A 15,282-nucleotide genomic window follows, 5' to 3' on the forward strand; every position below is an offset into this window, starting at 1 on the left:
ACTGAGCGTCGCGTATGAAATGGCTTATGCCGGATGCGTTTCGGCGTTGGTCGCCGTTTTTTCTTCCAGCCGTGTGACCAGCAACTGGTCGATCTTGTAGCTGTCGATATCCACCACTTCGAACTTATACCCGGCGTAGCGTACAAAATCGGTGCGCTTGGGGATTTTACGCAACGTGTACATCATGAACCCACCGATGGTTTCGTAATTGTCGGAGTGAGGAAACTCATCGATAGCCAGTGCACGCATCACATCTTCGATTGGCGTACCACCATCAACAAGCCAGGAGTTCTCGTCACGGGCGACGATCTGCTCTTCCAGCCCCTGGCCGACCAGGTCGCCCATCAGCGTGGTCATCACGTCGTTGAGGGTGATAATCCCCACCACCAGCGCATATTCGTTGAGAATGACAGCAAAGTCCTCACCCGCTGTTTTAAAACTTTCCAGCGCTTCCGACAGTGTCAGCGTGTCCGGCACGATCAGCGCCGGGCGAATCTGTACGCCGCTGGTCAGCTCCAAACTCTGATTGCCCAGCACCCTGTTCAGCAAATCCTTAGAATCCACGTAGCCGACAATCTGATCGATAGTGCCGTTGCACACCAGAAACTTGGAATGCGGCTGGTGGGCGATTTTCTCTTTAATCTGTGCTTCATCTTCGTGCAGGTCGAAATAGACCACGCTTTCGCGCGAGGTCATGGAAGAAGGCACGGTGCGCGACTCCAGTTCGAACACGTTTTCGATCAGCTCATGTTCCTGTTTACGCAGTACGCCAGCCAGCGCCCCGGCTTCCACCACCGCATAGATATCGTCGGGGGTGATGTCTTCTTTGCGCACCATCGGCAGCTTGAACAACCGGAAAATCAGGTTAGCCAGACCGTTGAACAGCCAGACCAACGGGCGGAACACCAGCAGACAGAAGCGCATGGGGTTGATGATCCGAATCGCTATCGATTCCGGGGCAATCATACCAATGCGTTTCGGCGTCAGGTCACCAAACAGGATGAACAGGCTGGTAACTAGCACAAACGAGCAGATAAAACTGGCGCGGGCGATCATGTCCTGTGGTAGAAAGCGGGAAAACAGCATTTCAAAATAGGGTGAGAAGGCGGCGTCACCGATGATACCGGCGAGGATGGCGACCGCGTTGAGGCCAATTTGAATTACGGTGAAGAAGATGCCTGGTGTTTCCTGAAATTTCAGCACCATGGCGGCGTTCAAGTCTCCTTCGTCGGCCATCAGCTTCAGCTTGATCTTGCGTGACGCAGCCAAAGATATTTCAGATAACGAGAAAAATGCACTGATGGCAATAAGACATAAAATAATTAACAGACTGTTTAACATAGTTTTTTCGCACAGTCGTCACAGACGGCGAACCTCTGAAAGGGAATAACATTATGGGTGCGGCATCGCCGCAAAAGGGGCCGGAAGCCGACCCGTGGTCGCCCAGTATAGCAGGCGAGGTTAAATCGCCGCCAGTTTCACCCCTGCGGAGGCAGGCAAACCCCAATACCGCCCAGCCCACAATAGCCGTTCGGGTTCTTGTGCAAGTATTGCTGGTGTTCGTCTTCGGCGTAGTAAAACGGCCCCGCAGGCTGAATTTCGGTAGTGATGCTGCGGTTCTCACCTGCATCACGCATGGCCTGCTGGAAGCGTTGGTAGCTCTCTTTCGCCGCGTTTTCCTGCTCCGGGGTCAGCGTATAGACAGCGGAACGATACTGCGTACCGATGTCGTTGCCCTGTTTCATGCCTTGTGCCGGGTCATGGTTTTCCCAAAATAGTTGCAGCAACTGCGCATAGCTCACCACGGCAGGATCAAACACCACCCGCACGGCTTCCGCGTGGCCGGTTTTTCCGGTGCACACTTCCCGGTAAGTCGGGTTGGGAGTATAGCCGCCGCAATACCCGGACGCGGTGCTGTACACCCCCGGCTGTTGCCAGAACAGACGCTCCACACCCCAGAAACAGCCCATGGCGAAGAAAGCCACTTCCATGTGATCCGGCACATGGGTCATGGAATGCTGACTCACTACGTGCAGACGGGCGACCGGCATCGGTGTCGTCCGGCCCGGCAGGGCGTCCGACTGGCCGATCAGCTGTGTCTTATCAAAATTCGCTATCACGTTTGGCTCCTGATTATCACCCTGTGTTTCATATTTTCAGAGCATAACCGAGTTAATGCGCTCTGTCTTTATGGCGAAATAGCACAGCAATATGACAGTGATGCTGGCGTCGGGTAATGGGCACAACGATAGACGCATGGTTGGTGGTGATGCAAAAACCGCCCGAGCCGCCCGTCACGGGTTATCTCTGGCTCGAAAAATGAGGCAGGGCGATAGCGTTGTCTGCATGGCAACGACTATCTATAGTTAACATGACTCTATCGTTAACCTTACAGTTACAGGCATACTTGTCTGTAGTTAATCAGAAAATGCGTCGATTATGCTGACACTTCCGGGAAGTTAAGTGACAATTTTTATCAGGATAAAAAACAGATTTTGCCGTTGCGGCGTCATATTCTGCCACCTGTTGGGACTTGGGAGCCTGTTGCTGATGGCGGGGTCGGCGTTTGCCGCATCGAACGTGCGCTTGCAACTCACTGGGCTGGACGGTGAGCTACAGAAAAATGTACGTGCCCGCCTTTCCACCATCACCCCGGATGAAGTCAACGCCGATGGCCGTTTCCGTGCTCGGGTCGATGAAGCGATCCGCAAAGGGCTGCGTGCGCTGGGTTACTACGACCCGGAGATTCGCTTTGCGTTTATTCCGGCACAGGGGCGCGGCCGCCCGGTGCTGAAAGTGACCGTCAAGCCGGGGGAACCGGTGAGAATCGCTGGCTCCAGTATTGTCATCCGCGGCGGCGCGCAACATGATGAAGACTATCAAAAGCTGGTGAAACAGCATCGTCCTGCTGAGGGGAGTATCCTCAATCACGGTGCTTACGATGATTTCAAAAGCGAACTCGGCACCCTGTCGATGCGAAAGGGGTACTTTGACAGCCGCTTCGATAAAAGCCAGTTGGGCGTAATGCCGTCCACCCATCAAGCCTGGTGGGACATTGACTACGACAGCGGTACGCGTTATCGCTTCGGCAAGGTCAACTTTCGCGGTTCCCAGATCCAGTCGGCTTATCTGCATAATCTGGTGCCGTTTCAGGAAGGGGATGTCTATTCGGCCGAACAGTTGGGGGAGTTTAATCGGCGTCTATCCGCCACCGGCTGGTTCAATTCGGTGGTGGTGGCGCCGGATTTCGAACAGGGCCGCCAGAGTAAAGTACTGCCGCTGGATGCGGTGCTCACACCACGTACCCGCAACAGCGTGGAAACCGGGGGCGGTTACGCCACCGATGTCGGGCCGCGGCTGAAAACTACCTGGAAAAGGCCCTGGGTCAATACTTACGGCCACAGTCTGGAAAGCAGCCTGAGTCTGTCCGCGCCGGAGCAGCAACTGGACCTGAGCTACAAGATTCCGCTGCTGAAAAGCCCGCTGGAGCAATATTATCTGGTGCAGGGCGGTTTCAAGCGCGAAGATCTCAACGATACCCAGTCCGACTCGACATCGCTCAACCTGGCGCGCTACTGGGAACTGACCAGCGGCTGGCAGCGCGCGGTCAACCTGCACTGGACGCTGGATCACTTTACCCAGGCCAACGTCACCAATACCACCATGCTGGTTTATCCCGGCCTCAGTATTAACCGTACCCGGCAGCGAGGCGGGCTGATGCCCGACTGGGGCGATACCCAACGCTATTCGGTGGATGTCTCCAATACCCTGTGGGGCTCGGATATCGATTTTGCGGTGTTCCAGGCCCAGAACGTCTGGATCCGATCGCTGGCGGAAAAACACCGCTTCGTGGCGCGTGCCAATCTGGGCTGGATCGAAACCGACAGCTTCTCCCGTGTACCGCCGTCACTGCGTTTCTTCGCGGGGGGCGATCGCAGCATTCGCGGCTATAAATACAAGTCCGTTTCTCCGCGCGATAGCGACGGCAAACTCACCGGGGCCTCAAAACTGGCAACCGGTTCGCTGGAATACCAGTACAACGTTACCGGGAAATGGTGGGGGGCGGTGTTTGTGGATAGCGGCGAGGCGGTTAACGACCTGACTCGCACCAACCTCAAGACCGGTGCCGGTGTCGGTGTGCGCTGGGCGTCGCCGGTGGGGCCAATCAAACTGGATATTGCCCGGCCGATTGGGGATGACGACAAGCACGGATTGCAGTTTTATATCGGGCTGGGGCCGGAGTTATGAGCAGGATGAAAAAAGCCGGAATTGGCCTGATGGCTGGCGTAGTCGCGTTGTTGCTGACGGTGGTGTTGCTGGTGACCACCACGCCGGGGTTGCATCTGTTACTCAACGCCGCCACGCGCTGGGTGCCAGGGCTGGAAATAGGGCAGGTCGAGGGCGGCTGGCGCAATTTGACGTTGAAAGCAGTACGCTATCACATGCCCGGCGTGACCGTGCAGGCGGATAATCTGCATCTGGCGTTGGCACTGGATTGCCTGTGGCGCAGTCAACTGTGTTTGGATGACCTGTCGCTGCAAAATCTGACGGTGGCGATCAATACTCGCGATATGCCGCCTGCTGCACCCGAGCCGGTGACGCAGGCTACGCCGGTGACCGAAATCAGCGCGCCGGTGGCGATGCTGCTACGCCGTGTCAACCTGAGCAACAGCCGTATCATTGTCGATGGCACCGATGTGTCGCTGTCGTTGCTGCAAACCGGCCTGAACTGGCAGGGGCGTTCGTTGACGCTGCTGCCGACACAGGTATCGGGCCTCACCGTGGCGTTGCCTGCCACACCGAAAACGCCGTCCACGCCACCCGTAACGGCGGGGAAACCGCAACCGCTGGGCGAGACGCTGCGCACCCTGTTTGCCGCACCGCTGTTGCCGTCGATGCCGGAATTTACGCTGCCGCTGGATATCACCATCGCCGATTTGCACGGCGAGTCGTGGCAGATTCTGGGCGACCAGCCGGTGACCCTTTCTCAGTTTCAATTGCAGGCTGTCACCCGGCAGCAGACGCTGACGTTGCAACAGCTCATGCTACAGTCGCCGCAAGGCGCGTTATACGCCCACGGCGAGGCTCGGCTTGTCGGCGACTGGCCGGTGACGCTCAACGTGAATGGCATTCTGAACAGCGACCCGCTCAAAGGTGAACGGCTGCGACTGACGGCCGAAGGCAGCCTGCGTCAGCAGTTGCGGTTGGTGATGAACCTGTCCGGCCCACAACGGGCGCAACTGGATATCCAGACCGCGCTGGCCGAGCCGGGACTGCCGCTGAATATCAGCCTGCATAGCCCGCAACTGCGCTGGCCGCTGACCGGCGACGCCCAGTATCAATTCAACGATGTGCAACTGAACATCGGCGGTAAAGCCACCGAGTACGCGCTGGCTCTACGGGGTGATCTTCGTGGCCGCGAGCTACCGCCGGGCACGTTGACGCTGGAGGGCAATGGCAGTGAGCAGCAGTTCGCGCTGACGCGATTGCGGCTGGCTGCGTTGCAGGGGACGGCGGATATCACCGGTCAGTTGGACTGGCGCGATGCGATCAGCTGGAACAGCAACCTGACCCTGAAAGGCATCAATACCGCACAGCAATGGCCGGAGTGGCCCGCACGGCTGGACGGCTCGTTGACCACCCGCGGTAGTCTGGTGGGGGAGGCGTGGCAACTGGACGTGCCGCAACTGGCGCTGGACGGGCAGGTACGGCAGAACAAGGTGATGATCAAAGGGGCGCTGAGCGGTAACGCCAGCGGCCAGTGGTCGATTCCGGGCGTGACGCTGGCGTTGGGGCGCAATCAACTGACGCTGGAGGGCGAACTTAGCGACCAGTGGCGGCTAAATGGCGATATCAACGCACCATCGCTCAACGGGATTCTGCCAGGCCTGGGCGGGCAGGTGAGGGGGACATTGCGACTGAGCGGCAAACGCGATGCGCCGCAGTTGCAGACAGAAATCAATGCCACGGCGCTGCGCTGGCAGGAACTGAGCCTGGGTAAACTGACACTCAATGGTGATGTGCAGTCGGATAAACAGGTGCACGGCACGCTGACATTGCAGTTACAGCGATTGGTTCAGGGGGACCTGCATCTGACGTCCCTGAATGTGCGTGCTACGGGTGACGAAAACCAGCACCAACTGCGTTTGACCATGAACGGCGAACCGGTAGGCGGGCAGCTGTTGTTGAGCGGTCATTTTGACCGTGGGCAGCAGCGCTGGCAGGGGGAACTCAGCGATACACGCTTTGACACCCCGGTCGGCGAGTGGCGGCTGGCACCGGCGATGTCGCTGGTTTATCAGGCGGCGGCGCAGAAAGTCACGATAGGTGCACATTGCTGGCGTAACCCGGATGCCGAACTGTGCGTACCGCAGCCGATTGAAGCGGGGGCCAGCGGCAAGGCGAGCGTCAATCTAAACCGGTTTAATCTGGCAATGCTGAAACCCTTTCTCGGCCAGCAAACGGCGGTCACCGGTACGATTACCGGTAACGCTCAGGTGAGCTGGCAGGCAAATGGCGGTCTGCCGGAAGCGCACGTCGCGCTGGTGGGTAATGGCGTCACTGTGCGTCAACAGGTGCAGGGCGGTACGCTGCCGGTGGCTTTTGATACGTTGACGCTGGACGCTGGGTTGCAGAAAGGGCAGGCGCGGCTGGCCTGGCTGATGGGGATTCAGGGCAATGGCCGTTTTCGGGGCGACGTACAGATTGCTGACCCGCAGCGACGCCGTAACCTGAGCGGTACGGTGACGTTAAACGCGTTGTCTCTCGATCTGCTGCGGCCGATTTTGCGCCAGAACGAGAAGGCCACCGGGGTCGTTAATGCCGACCTGCGGTTGGGGGGCGACCTGCAACGTCCACAGGTGTTCGGGCAGATGGCGCTGGATAATTTTGATGTGGACGGCAGTTGGATGCCGGTGGATTTAACCAGCGGACGGCTGGCGCTGTTGTTCAACGGCATGTCGTCAACGTTGCAGGGCGTATTTCGCACCACGCAAGGGCAGATTAATCTGGCGGGGAACGCCGACTGGTCGGTGCCTGAAGCCTGGCGGGCGCGTATTGCTGTTAACGGCGACCGTATGCGGGTGACGGTGCCGCCGATGGCACGGCTGGATGTGTCGCCGGATATTGTGTTCGAAGCAACGCCACAATTGCTAACGCTCAACGGCATGGTAACCATTCCCTGGGCACGCATCGTGGTGCATGACATGCCAGCCAGTGCGGTCGATGTGTCGTCGGATGAGGTCATTCTGGATGAACGCCGACGCCCGATGCCGACTGCCACCAGTTCGATTCCGATTGCCAGCAACCTGATCATCAGGGTGGGTAATGATGTCTGGCTTGATGCTTATGGCCTGCGGGCCCGGTTGAGTGGTGACTTGAACGTCACGCAGGATACGCAGGGGCTGGGCCTGAACGGTCAGATTTCGATGCCGGAAGGGCGTTTCAAAGCGTATGGGCAGGATTTGCAGGTACGCAAAGGGCAGTTGCTGTTCTCTGGCCCACCAACCCAGCCAGTGCTGAATATCGAGGCGATCCGCAACCCGGATAATACCGCAGACAGCGTAACAGTCGGTGTACGGGTGACAGGTACGGCCACCGCGCCTAAGCTTGAGGTATTCTCCGACCCGACCTTATCGCAGGAAGAAGCCTTATCCTACCTGCTGCGCGGCCAGGGGCTGAACAGCAGCGGAGCAGATAGTTCAATGATGACATCGGCCCTGATCGGTTTAGGGGTTGCACAAAGTGGTCAAGTTGTGGGTAAAATCGGCGAGGCCTTCGGCGTAAGTAATTTAGCTCTGGATACACAGGGAGTTGGCGACACATCGCAGGTGGTTGTCAGCGGTTACGTCCTTCCGGGCCTACAGGTCAAGTATGGTGTTGGCTTGTTCGATTCATTGGCAACGTTAACCTTACGTTACCGTTTAATGCCAAAACTATATCTGGAAGCGGTGTCTGGTATGAATCAGGCACTTGATGTGCTCTATCAGTTCGAGTTTTAGCAATGCGAATTATTGTCTACGGCAGTTTACGGCGCAAACAGGGAAACAGTCATTGGATGACCAACGCTCAGTGGTTGGGAGATTATCAGCTCGAAGGGTATGAGCTGTATGATCTGGGACACTACCCGGCGGCGGTTGCAGGCGAAGGAGAGATTTACTGCGAAGTATACCGCATCAGTTCGTCTATTCTGACCGAATTGGATGAGCTGAAGCGGGGAGACGGCGTTTACCAGCGTGAGCTTATCGCCACACCTTTTGGTAGCGCCTGGATTTACCTGTATCAGCGCCCGGTTACCGGTCTGCGCCGCATCGCCAGCGGCGACTGGTTGAAGCGTCACGAAGAGCAGTAAAAAAAACACCGCCATCGGCGGTGTTTCTATTTGTCTATAGAAAACCCCCAGCCAGGCTGGGGGTTCCGTTCTGGCTTTGCCGGTTCGAATGTGCTGAACCGACAGGATAGCCTTATTTATTTTTGGCGCGTTCGAAAGAGGTCAGAATTTCGGCTTTCGCGGCAGCGGCGTCGGCCCAGCCTTCCACTTTCACCCACTTGCCTTTTTCCAGATCTTTGTAGTGCTCGAAGAAATGACCGATCTGGGCGCGCAGCAGCTCCGGCAGGTCGTTCACGTCTTTGATGTTGTCGTACTCTTTGCTCAGTTTGGTGTGCGGCACAGCCACCACTTTAGCGTCTTCACCGGATTCGTCGGTCATTTTCAGCACGCCAACCGGACGGCAGCGGATAACCGAGCCCGGTTGCAGCGGATACGGGGTCGGCACCAGCACGTCAACCGGGTCACCATCCAGGGACAGCGTGTTGTTGACGTAGCCATAGTTGCACGGATAGAACATGGCGGTAGACATAAAGCGGTCTACGAACAGTGCGCCGGTTTCTTTGTCCACTTCGTACTTGATCGGATCAGAGTTGGCAGGGATTTCGATTACTACATAGATATCTTCCGGAAGGTCTTTGCCCGCCGGGACCGTATTCAAACTCATGTCGGTTTCCTTCTTCTTCAAACCAGAATGGAGTGGCGCTCATTATAGCCAACTGATGACGAAAGTCGTGATTTTTTAGGCCGGCGCATTGCGCCGGTTTACCGCTCGCGCACCAAATTCCCATAAGCCTAATCAATGGAAATTAAATAATTAATCTAATTAAAGAACAACGGCAGGATTCCGATAATCGAGGATCCTGAATCGTGTCACCCGACGGGCTCCTGGATGTACCGACATGGTGCGTCGTATCGGACTGCGTCATCTTAATTTATTTAGCTGCTTTTTATTATTTTGAATCACAAGGGAAAACGGATGTTAAAGAACATTACGGTCAAGCATGGCCTGCTGGCATTGGTAGGCATCATGCTGGTGCTGCTGGCGATTGTCGTTGGAATCGGCACCAGCGCTATCAGTCAGGGAAACCGCTCGCTACTGTCTATCGATAAAATTCAGGGGAAAGAACTGAGTGCGCTGTCGTCAAGCTATACCGCTACGTTGCGTGCCCGTACCGCTGCAGCGCAGGCGGTGAGACTGTATGAAATCGGGTTGATCGACAACGCGAAGGAAACCGTGGGGCGCGTGGAAAATTATACCGAGGTGTCGCGCCGGGAGATGGCACGGTTTCTGGCGTATGGCACGGTGACCAAACGTGGTGCTGAAATGGCTGAACATATCAAAGTTGCCTATGAAGCCTACGATCGTCAGGGTATGACGCCGATGATTGCCGCGCTGAAGAAAGACAATCTCGACGACTATTATTCGCTGATGCAGGATACCTTGCCGTCGCTTAGCATCGGGATGGATACGTCCATCGCCGATTTCCGCGACTTTGCGTTGCAGGTGGGTGAAAACATGTTGCAGCAGGCGGACGAGCTGGCTTATGGCCGCCTGTGGTCGATGGGGATTGTCTTTGCAGTGGCGCTGTTGCTGTCGGTGCTGGCATGGTGGGCTATCCGCCTGGTAGTTTTACGCCCGCTGGACGGTGCGGTACAGCAGCTTGAGGTGATTGCGCAAGGCGATTTATCGCGCACCATTGAAGACGGCGGCAACAACGAAATCGGCCGGTTGATCCAGGCGATGAAATCCATGCAGCACGCCCTCGCTGTCGCGGTGGGCCGCGTGCGTGATGCTGGTAGCCAGATTGATGTCGGCACCAGTGAGCTGGCCTCCGGCAACAGTCACCTGGCGGAACGTACCGAGGAGTCGGCGGCGTCGCTGGAGCAAACCGCTGCCAGCATGGAACAGCTGGCTTCCACTGTGAAACTGAATGCTGATAGCGCCGATCAGGCTTATTTGCTGGCGCAGCGGGTATCCGATACCGCCACGAAAGGCAGCCAGGCGGTTGAGCAGATGCTGGATAAAATGCAGATGATCTCCGCTACGGCGTCGCGGGTAGCCGACATTCTGACGATGATTGACGGTATCGCGTTTCAGACCAATATCCTGGCGCTGAATGCAGCGGTGGAAGCGGCGCGCGCCGGTGAGCAAGGCCGCGGCTTCGCCGTGGTGGCGGGCGAGGTACGTAGTCTGGCACAGCGTAGTGCTCAGTCAGCCCGCGAAATCAAGGTACTGATGCAGGATTCGCAAACACAGGTTAACGAAGGTGCTGAAATTGCTCGCGTTGCTGGCGAAACCATGAGTGACGTGGCCTCATCGGTATCGCAGGTCACCACCCTGATGCGTGAGATTTCCACCGCGACCCGTGAACAGAGCAATGGCATTGAGCAGGTCAATCTGGCGGTGTCGCAGATGGACTCGGTCGCGCAGCAAAACGCATCGCTGGTGGAGGAGTCGGCGGCGGCAACCCGCTCGCTGGAAGAGCAGGCGCGCGAACTGGCGGCCAGCATGGCGCAGTTCCGGCTGGAACAGCAGGCGCTGGCGGCGTTAGGGCGTTACTGATTAAAACCGGGAAGACCACCGAACCTGATGAAAAACGAAGCGGCCAATTAAGGCCGCTTTTTTACACTCAGGGTTCGTCGTGTTTCTCTGGGGTGTCATCCGCCGACTGGTGTTTGCGACGCAACTTTTTCCAGATCTTGCTTTCCTGGCCGCGCCACAAGCGCTGAATATTATCGTGATGCCGCATCAGAATCAGGCAGGAAAGCATGGCGACTGGAAAGGTGAACTGGGGCTTGAACCACCAGACGTAGAATGGCGCAATCAGCGCACTGATAATCGCACCTAGTGAGGAATAGCCGCTCAACAGCACGGTCAGAAGCCAGGTGCCGGTCATCAAACCGGTCAGGTCCCAGCCGATAGGTGCGATGGCACCAAACGCAGTCGCGACGCCTTTGCCGCCCTGGAAGCGAAAAAAAATCGGGTAAATATGGCCCAGGCAGGCGGCGATAGCCGTCAGGCCGAGATACAGCGGCGAACTACCCAGCGCATAAGCGCCCCACACCGGCAGCATCCCTTTAAGAACGTCAAAAACCAGTACGGCGGAGGCAGCGGCTTTACCGCCGATGCGCAAGACATTGGTGGCACCAGGGTTGCCGGAACCGTGTGTGCGTGGGTCAGGCAAACCCGCGAGGCGACAAATCAGAATCGCACTGGAGATCGAGCCACACAGATACGCGACGATAATCATTCCGGGCGCGATAACACTCATAAACGGCTTCCGTCTAATAAAGGTCGTTTTAAGTTCAGCATCTGTGGATAATACGCACTTTCTGTCGGAAGTGGTATCCGGCGGCGGCAAAAACAGGGGATGACGTGATGGATATCGTGTTTATTGAAGAACTGAGCGTAATCACCACCATCGGTGTTTATGACTGGGAACAGACCATCCAGCAGAAGTTGATGTTCGATATCGAAATGGCCTGGGATAACCGCCCGGCAGCTGCCAGCGATAATGTAGCGGATTGCCTGAGTTATGCTGACGTCAGCGACGCGGTGATTGAACGGGTCGCCGGTGGGCGATTTGCGCTGGTGGAGCGAGTGGCTGAAGAGGTGGCCGCCACACTGATGCAGCGCTTTGGCATTCCCTGGCTGCGGCTGAAGGTCAGCAAGCCCGGCGCAGTGGCGCAGGCACGCAGCGTGGGCGTGGTGATTGAACGCGGTGTTCGCCCGGCGCGATGAATCGGTTGGCGATCATTTCAACGCAAACACAGACCCTTCTTAAGGTAATCAAAAGATAATATCTCTATTTTAAGTTAGTCCCCGACACGTGGGACATCTTCGATGTGCTTTATACGTTGCGGCTTGCTGACGGCAAGGCCGCTTTTTTATGTGGCAGGTAGGGAGTTAACGGTCGATGGCGGATCTGCATTCGTTGCTGGTGGCGTTCATTCTTGGGGTGGTGGAAGGGCTCACCGAATTTCTGCCGGTGTCATCCACCGGGCATATGATCATTGTCGGTCACTGGCTGGGGTTCGAAGGCGACACCGCCAAGACCTTTGAAGTCATCATCCAGTTAGGGTCGATCCTGGCGGTGGTCGTGGTGTTCTGGCGGAGAATGTTCGGCTTAATTGGTATTCATTTCGGTCAACCACCGCAGCATGAAGGGCGCGGTAAAGGCCATCTGACGCTGGCGCACATCGTGCTGGCGATGATCCCCGCGGTGGTGCTGGGGTTGCTGTTGCATGATTTCATCAAATCGCTGTTCAATCCGGTTACCGTGACTTATGCGTTGGTTGTCGGTGGTGTGCTGTTGCTGCTGGCTGAGTGGCTTAAACCGAAAAAAGCGAAGGCGGAAGGGCTGGATGACATCAGTTATCTTCAGGCATTCCTGATTGGTTGTTTTCAGTGTCTGGCGCTGTGGCCGGGGTTCTCGCGTTCAGGGGCGACGATTTCTGGCGGGATGCTGGTCGGGGTCAATCGCTATGCGGCGTCTGAGTTCTCCTTTATTCTGGCGGTGCCGATCATGCTGGGCGCGAGTGGGCTGGACTTATACAAAAGCTGGCATTTCCTGTCGCTGTCCGACCTGCCGATGTTCGCTACCGGTTTCTTGACCGCGTTTGTGGTGGCGATGATCGCTATTAAAACGTTCCTACAGTTAATTAAGCGCATCTCTTTCGTGCCGTTCGCCATTTATCGTTTCATCGTGGCGGCGGTGGTGTGGCTGGTACTGATGTAACGCTGTCGGGATGCGTGGTGCATCCCGACGATCATGGTCATGCGTTTATGATGAAGGCCCGGCAGCTTCAGTGCGCCGGGTTTTCCATTCTTCCAATGCAGCACGGCGCCGGCGCAGCAACTCTTCCCTGATCGCAGCATGTTGGAATCCGGCTGCTACCACTTCTGCACTGGTTATACTGCTGGCGGCAGCAAAGGCTTCACGCAGATAGTCCCCTTGCGGATAGGGCTGTTGCTCCAGTCCGGCCCGCCCGCGTGCGTCCGCCTCACTGGCGAGGAGCAACTGTTCCAGACGCTGGGGTTTGCGCCAGACGTCGATGGCGTCAAACAATTTAAGCAGCGTTTGAGGCTGTAGCATCTGTACGGTGTGGACCACATCATGGTATTCGGCCACCAGACAGGCCAGGTCGCGTAGCGCGTTAGGTACGCGTAAGCGCTGGCACAAGGCTTCAACCAAGGGGACGCCAGCCGGACCATGCCCATGATGGCGCGGCCAGAGTTCTGGTGGGGTCAGCCCTTTACCGAGATCGTGACACAAGGTGGCGAAACGAATATCAATCGCCGGGCTGAGGCGGGCGGCCATCGCCAGACTCATCATCACATGAATGCCGGTGTCGATTTCCGGGTGCCATTGGGCGGGGGCGGGTACGCCATAAAGACTGTCGACTTCGGGGAACAGCACCGCCAACGCACCACAGTCACGCAGCACCTGAAAATAGACTTGCGGATCCTGCGTGGCGAGGGCTTTCTCCGTTTCTTTCCACACTCGCTCCGGCGTCAAAAAATCCAGCTCGCCGTTGCGGGTCATCGCCTGCATCAGGTTCAGGGTTTCTTCGGCAATCAGGAAGCCGAGATGGGCATAGCGGGCGGCGAATCGCGCGACCCGCAGCACCCGCAGCGGATCTTCGCTGAACGCGTCGGAGACATGGCGCAGAAGCCGGTTTTGCAAATCGCGCTGACCGCCGTAAGGGTCAATCAACTGACCGTCTTCATCCTGCGCGATGGCGTTGATGGTCAGATCGCGCCGCTGTAGATCTGCTTCCAGCGTGATGTCCGGTGTGGCCTGGCAAATAAATCCAGTATACCCATTGCCAGATTTGCGCTCGGTACGCGCCAGCGCATATTCCTCTTTACTCTCCGGGTGCAGGAATACTGGGAAATCCCGCCCGACCTGCTGGTAGCCTTGTTGTAACAGCATATCCGGTGTCGCACCGACCACGACCCAATCGCGTTCGGTGATCGGTCTGCCCAACAGGCCATCGCGCACTGCGCCCCCTACAAGGTAAATCTTCAAACCCGGCTCCTGATGTTAGGCTGTGTCGATAACGAGAATAATCACCAGCCGTAAACGAAATTATAGTTAACGATAATTTCGCTTATTGTTGATTAACATCCTCTCGAACACAACGGGACATCCGTGCGGCCAACGAGCCGGTGTTCAGGTTTTACCCCATCCAGCGGTCGTTCTTTTTGCGTCGGGGCAACAAATGTGGCAGCAACAGTCCCAGTACCAGACCGCCACCCGCCACGCCGCCACCGTACATAAACCACTGCATGATCAGCGTGCGCTGCTTGTCGTCCAGTTGCAGATTGGCGACTTCAAGCTTTTTCTGCGCCACATCCAGCTGACTCTTCAGAGCCTGATTTTCTTTTTGCAACGCGGTGAGGGTGCTGTCACTGGTGGCGACTTTCTGGCGCAGGTCGACGGTGCGCTGATTCCAGTCCTGATCGACGCTGTTAAGCTTGTCTGTCAGGGTTTTGACCTGATTCTCCAATTCTGGCACCTGGGTTTTCAGGCTGGGCGTCTGGCTGAGCTGGTCAAGCTGAATCCAACTGGTGCGGCCTTTGTCGTCACGAATCTGGGCGTAACCGGCATCCTCATTTGTGCTGATGAGTGTGACCGCTTCACCGGCATTCAACGTGCCGACAATGCGATATTGGTTGCCCGGGCCGCTGCGGGTATAGGTAACCAGTTCATCGGAGATGTAGCGTTTTTCTTCCGCATGAAGGCCCAATGTGGTGGACAGACCGAGGATAGCGGCAAGGAACAAGGGTAATTTATTCATCATATTCAATATATTAAGTTCATAAAGATTCTGCGGTTAGCGCGCCCAGTCTGACGATGACGCCAGCAAACCTGAATGGGAACAGTCTTACTCTTGGTTTTGTAAACTTGGTTTTGTAAATCAGTGTGTTGGTTAATGTGGGATGAGGA

General features: G+C 56.7%; 12 protein-coding genes. 6 read left to right on the forward strand and 6 right to left on the reverse strand.

Annotation, left to right across the window (positions count from 1 at the left end; translation table 11 throughout):
• Nucleotides 1-24 precede the first annotated feature (24 nt).
• Entirely contained in the window at nucleotides 25-1,341 is a 1,317-nt protein-coding gene (locus OB87_RS09600; protein ID WP_033569217.1) for a hemolysin family protein, read from the reverse strand.
• Between the two features lie 137 nt (nucleotides 1,342-1,478).
• Entirely contained in the window at nucleotides 1,479-2,117 is a 639-nt protein-coding gene (gene msrA, locus OB87_RS09605; RefSeq protein WP_152605889.1) for a peptide-methionine (S)-S-oxide reductase MsrA, read from the reverse strand.
• A gap of 433 nt (nucleotides 2,118-2,550) precedes the next feature.
• On the opposite strand from msrA, the gene tamA reads away from it, so the two are divergent.
• From tamA to OB87_RS09620, 3 genes are read left to right on the forward strand one after another with little or no spacing between them, the layout of a single operon-like run.
• On the forward strand, nucleotides 2,551-4,248 hold the full coding sequence (tamA, locus tag OB87_RS09610; protein WP_167334388.1) for an autotransporter assembly complex protein TamA: 1,698 nt from the start codon (nucleotides 2,551-2,553) through the stop codon (nucleotides 4,246-4,248).
• A complete protein-coding gene (tamB, locus tag OB87_RS09615; protein ID WP_033569220.1) occupies nucleotides 4,245-8,000 on the forward strand; it encodes an autotransporter assembly complex protein TamB in 3,756 nt (1,251 codons plus the stop codon). Before tamA ends, tamB begins: the two co-directional genes overlap by 4 nt.
• Nucleotides 8,001-8,002: 2 nt before the next feature.
• Complete coding sequence (locus OB87_RS09620; protein ID WP_033569221.1) at nucleotides 8,003-8,350, forward strand: gamma-glutamylcyclotransferase family protein; 348 nt, start codon at nucleotides 8,003-8,005, stop codon at nucleotides 8,348-8,350.
• 112 nt (nucleotides 8,351-8,462) lie between these two features.
• On the opposite strand, the gene ppa is transcribed toward OB87_RS09620, so the two are convergent.
• A complete protein-coding gene (ppa, locus tag OB87_RS09625) occupies nucleotides 8,463-8,993 on the reverse strand; it encodes an inorganic diphosphatase (RefSeq protein ID WP_033569222.1) in 531 nt (176 codons plus the stop codon).
• A gap of 312 nt (nucleotides 8,994-9,305) precedes the next feature.
• On the opposite strand from ppa, the gene OB87_RS09630 reads away from it, so the two are divergent.
• Nucleotides 9,306-10,892, forward strand: a complete 1,587-nt coding sequence (locus OB87_RS09630) for a methyl-accepting chemotaxis protein (protein WP_033569223.1) — start codon at nucleotides 9,306-9,308, stop codon at nucleotides 10,890-10,892.
• Nucleotides 10,893-10,959: 67 nt separating this feature from the next.
• Here the strand turns inward: OB87_RS09630 and plsY are convergent, their stop codons facing one another.
• Entirely contained in the window at nucleotides 10,960-11,601 is a 642-nt protein-coding gene (gene plsY, locus OB87_RS09635) for a glycerol-3-phosphate 1-O-acyltransferase PlsY (RefSeq protein ID WP_033569224.1), read from the reverse strand.
• 107 nt (nucleotides 11,602-11,708) lie between these two features.
• On the opposite strand from plsY, the gene folB reads away from it, so the two are divergent.
• Nucleotides 11,709-12,071 carry a bifunctional dihydroneopterin aldolase/7,8-dihydroneopterin epimerase gene (gene folB / locus OB87_RS09640; protein WP_033569225.1) on the forward strand — a complete coding sequence of 121 codons (363 nt, stop codon included), beginning with the start codon at nucleotides 11,709-11,711 and terminating at the stop codon, nucleotides 12,069-12,071.
• A gap of 175 nt (nucleotides 12,072-12,246) precedes the next feature.
• Entirely contained in the window at nucleotides 12,247-13,068 is an 822-nt protein-coding gene (bacA, locus tag OB87_RS09645) for an undecaprenyl-diphosphate phosphatase (RefSeq protein ID WP_033569226.1), read from the forward strand.
• A 45-nt stretch (nucleotides 13,069-13,113) separates the two neighbouring features.
• On the opposite strand, the gene OB87_RS09650 is transcribed toward bacA, so the two are convergent.
• Together OB87_RS09650 and OB87_RS09655 are read right to left on the reverse strand one after the other, a co-directional pair.
• Nucleotides 13,114-14,361, reverse strand: coding sequence for a multifunctional CCA addition/repair protein (locus OB87_RS09650; RefSeq protein WP_033569227.1), 1,248 nt, complete (start codon nucleotides 14,359-14,361; stop codon nucleotides 13,114-13,116).
• A gap of 151 nt (nucleotides 14,362-14,512) precedes the next feature.
• Nucleotides 14,513-15,133, reverse strand: coding sequence for a TIGR04211 family SH3 domain-containing protein (locus tag OB87_RS09655; RefSeq protein ID WP_033569228.1), 621 nt, complete (start codon nucleotides 15,131-15,133; stop codon nucleotides 14,513-14,515).
• Nucleotides 15,134-15,282 lie beyond the last annotated feature (149 nt).

The organism is Dickeya undicola (assembly GCF_000784735.1).
In the GTDB taxonomy this organism is placed as follows: domain Bacteria; phylum Pseudomonadota; class Gammaproteobacteria; order Enterobacterales; family Enterobacteriaceae; genus Dickeya; species Dickeya undicola.

Excerpts from the sequence above, each read along its gene's own strand:
- OB87_RS09600 (WP_033569217.1), bottom strand. The coding sequence starts at position 1,341 with ATGTTAAACAGTCTGTTAATTATTTTATGTCTTATTGCCATCAGTGCA.
- OB87_RS09620 (WP_033569221.1), top strand. The coding sequence starts at position 8,003 with ATGCGAATTATTGTCTACGGCAGTTTACGGCGCAAACAGGGAAACAGT.
- tamB (WP_033569220.1), top strand. The coding sequence starts at position 4,245 with ATGAGCAGGATGAAAAAAGCCGGAATTGGCCTGATGGCTGGCGTAGTC.
- tamA (WP_167334388.1), top strand. The coding sequence starts at position 2,551 with ATGGCGGGGTCGGCGTTTGCCGCATCGAACGTGCGCTTGCAACTCACT.
- OB87_RS09655 (WP_033569228.1), bottom strand. The coding sequence starts at position 15,133 with ATGAATAAATTACCCTTGTTCCTTGCCGCTATCCTCGGTCTGTCCACC.
- folB (WP_033569225.1), top strand. The coding sequence starts at position 11,709 with ATGGATATCGTGTTTATTGAAGAACTGAGCGTAATCACCACCATCGGT.
- ppa (WP_033569222.1), bottom strand. The coding sequence starts at position 8,993 with ATGAGTTTGAATACGGTCCCGGCGGGCAAAGACCTTCCGGAAGATATC.
- plsY (WP_033569224.1), bottom strand. The coding sequence starts at position 11,601 with ATGAGTGTTATCGCGCCCGGAATGATTATCGTCGCGTATCTGTGTGGC.
- bacA (WP_033569226.1), top strand. The coding sequence starts at position 12,247 with ATGGCGGATCTGCATTCGTTGCTGGTGGCGTTCATTCTTGGGGTGGTG.
- OB87_RS09630 (WP_033569223.1), top strand. The coding sequence starts at position 9,306 with ATGTTAAAGAACATTACGGTCAAGCATGGCCTGCTGGCATTGGTAGGC.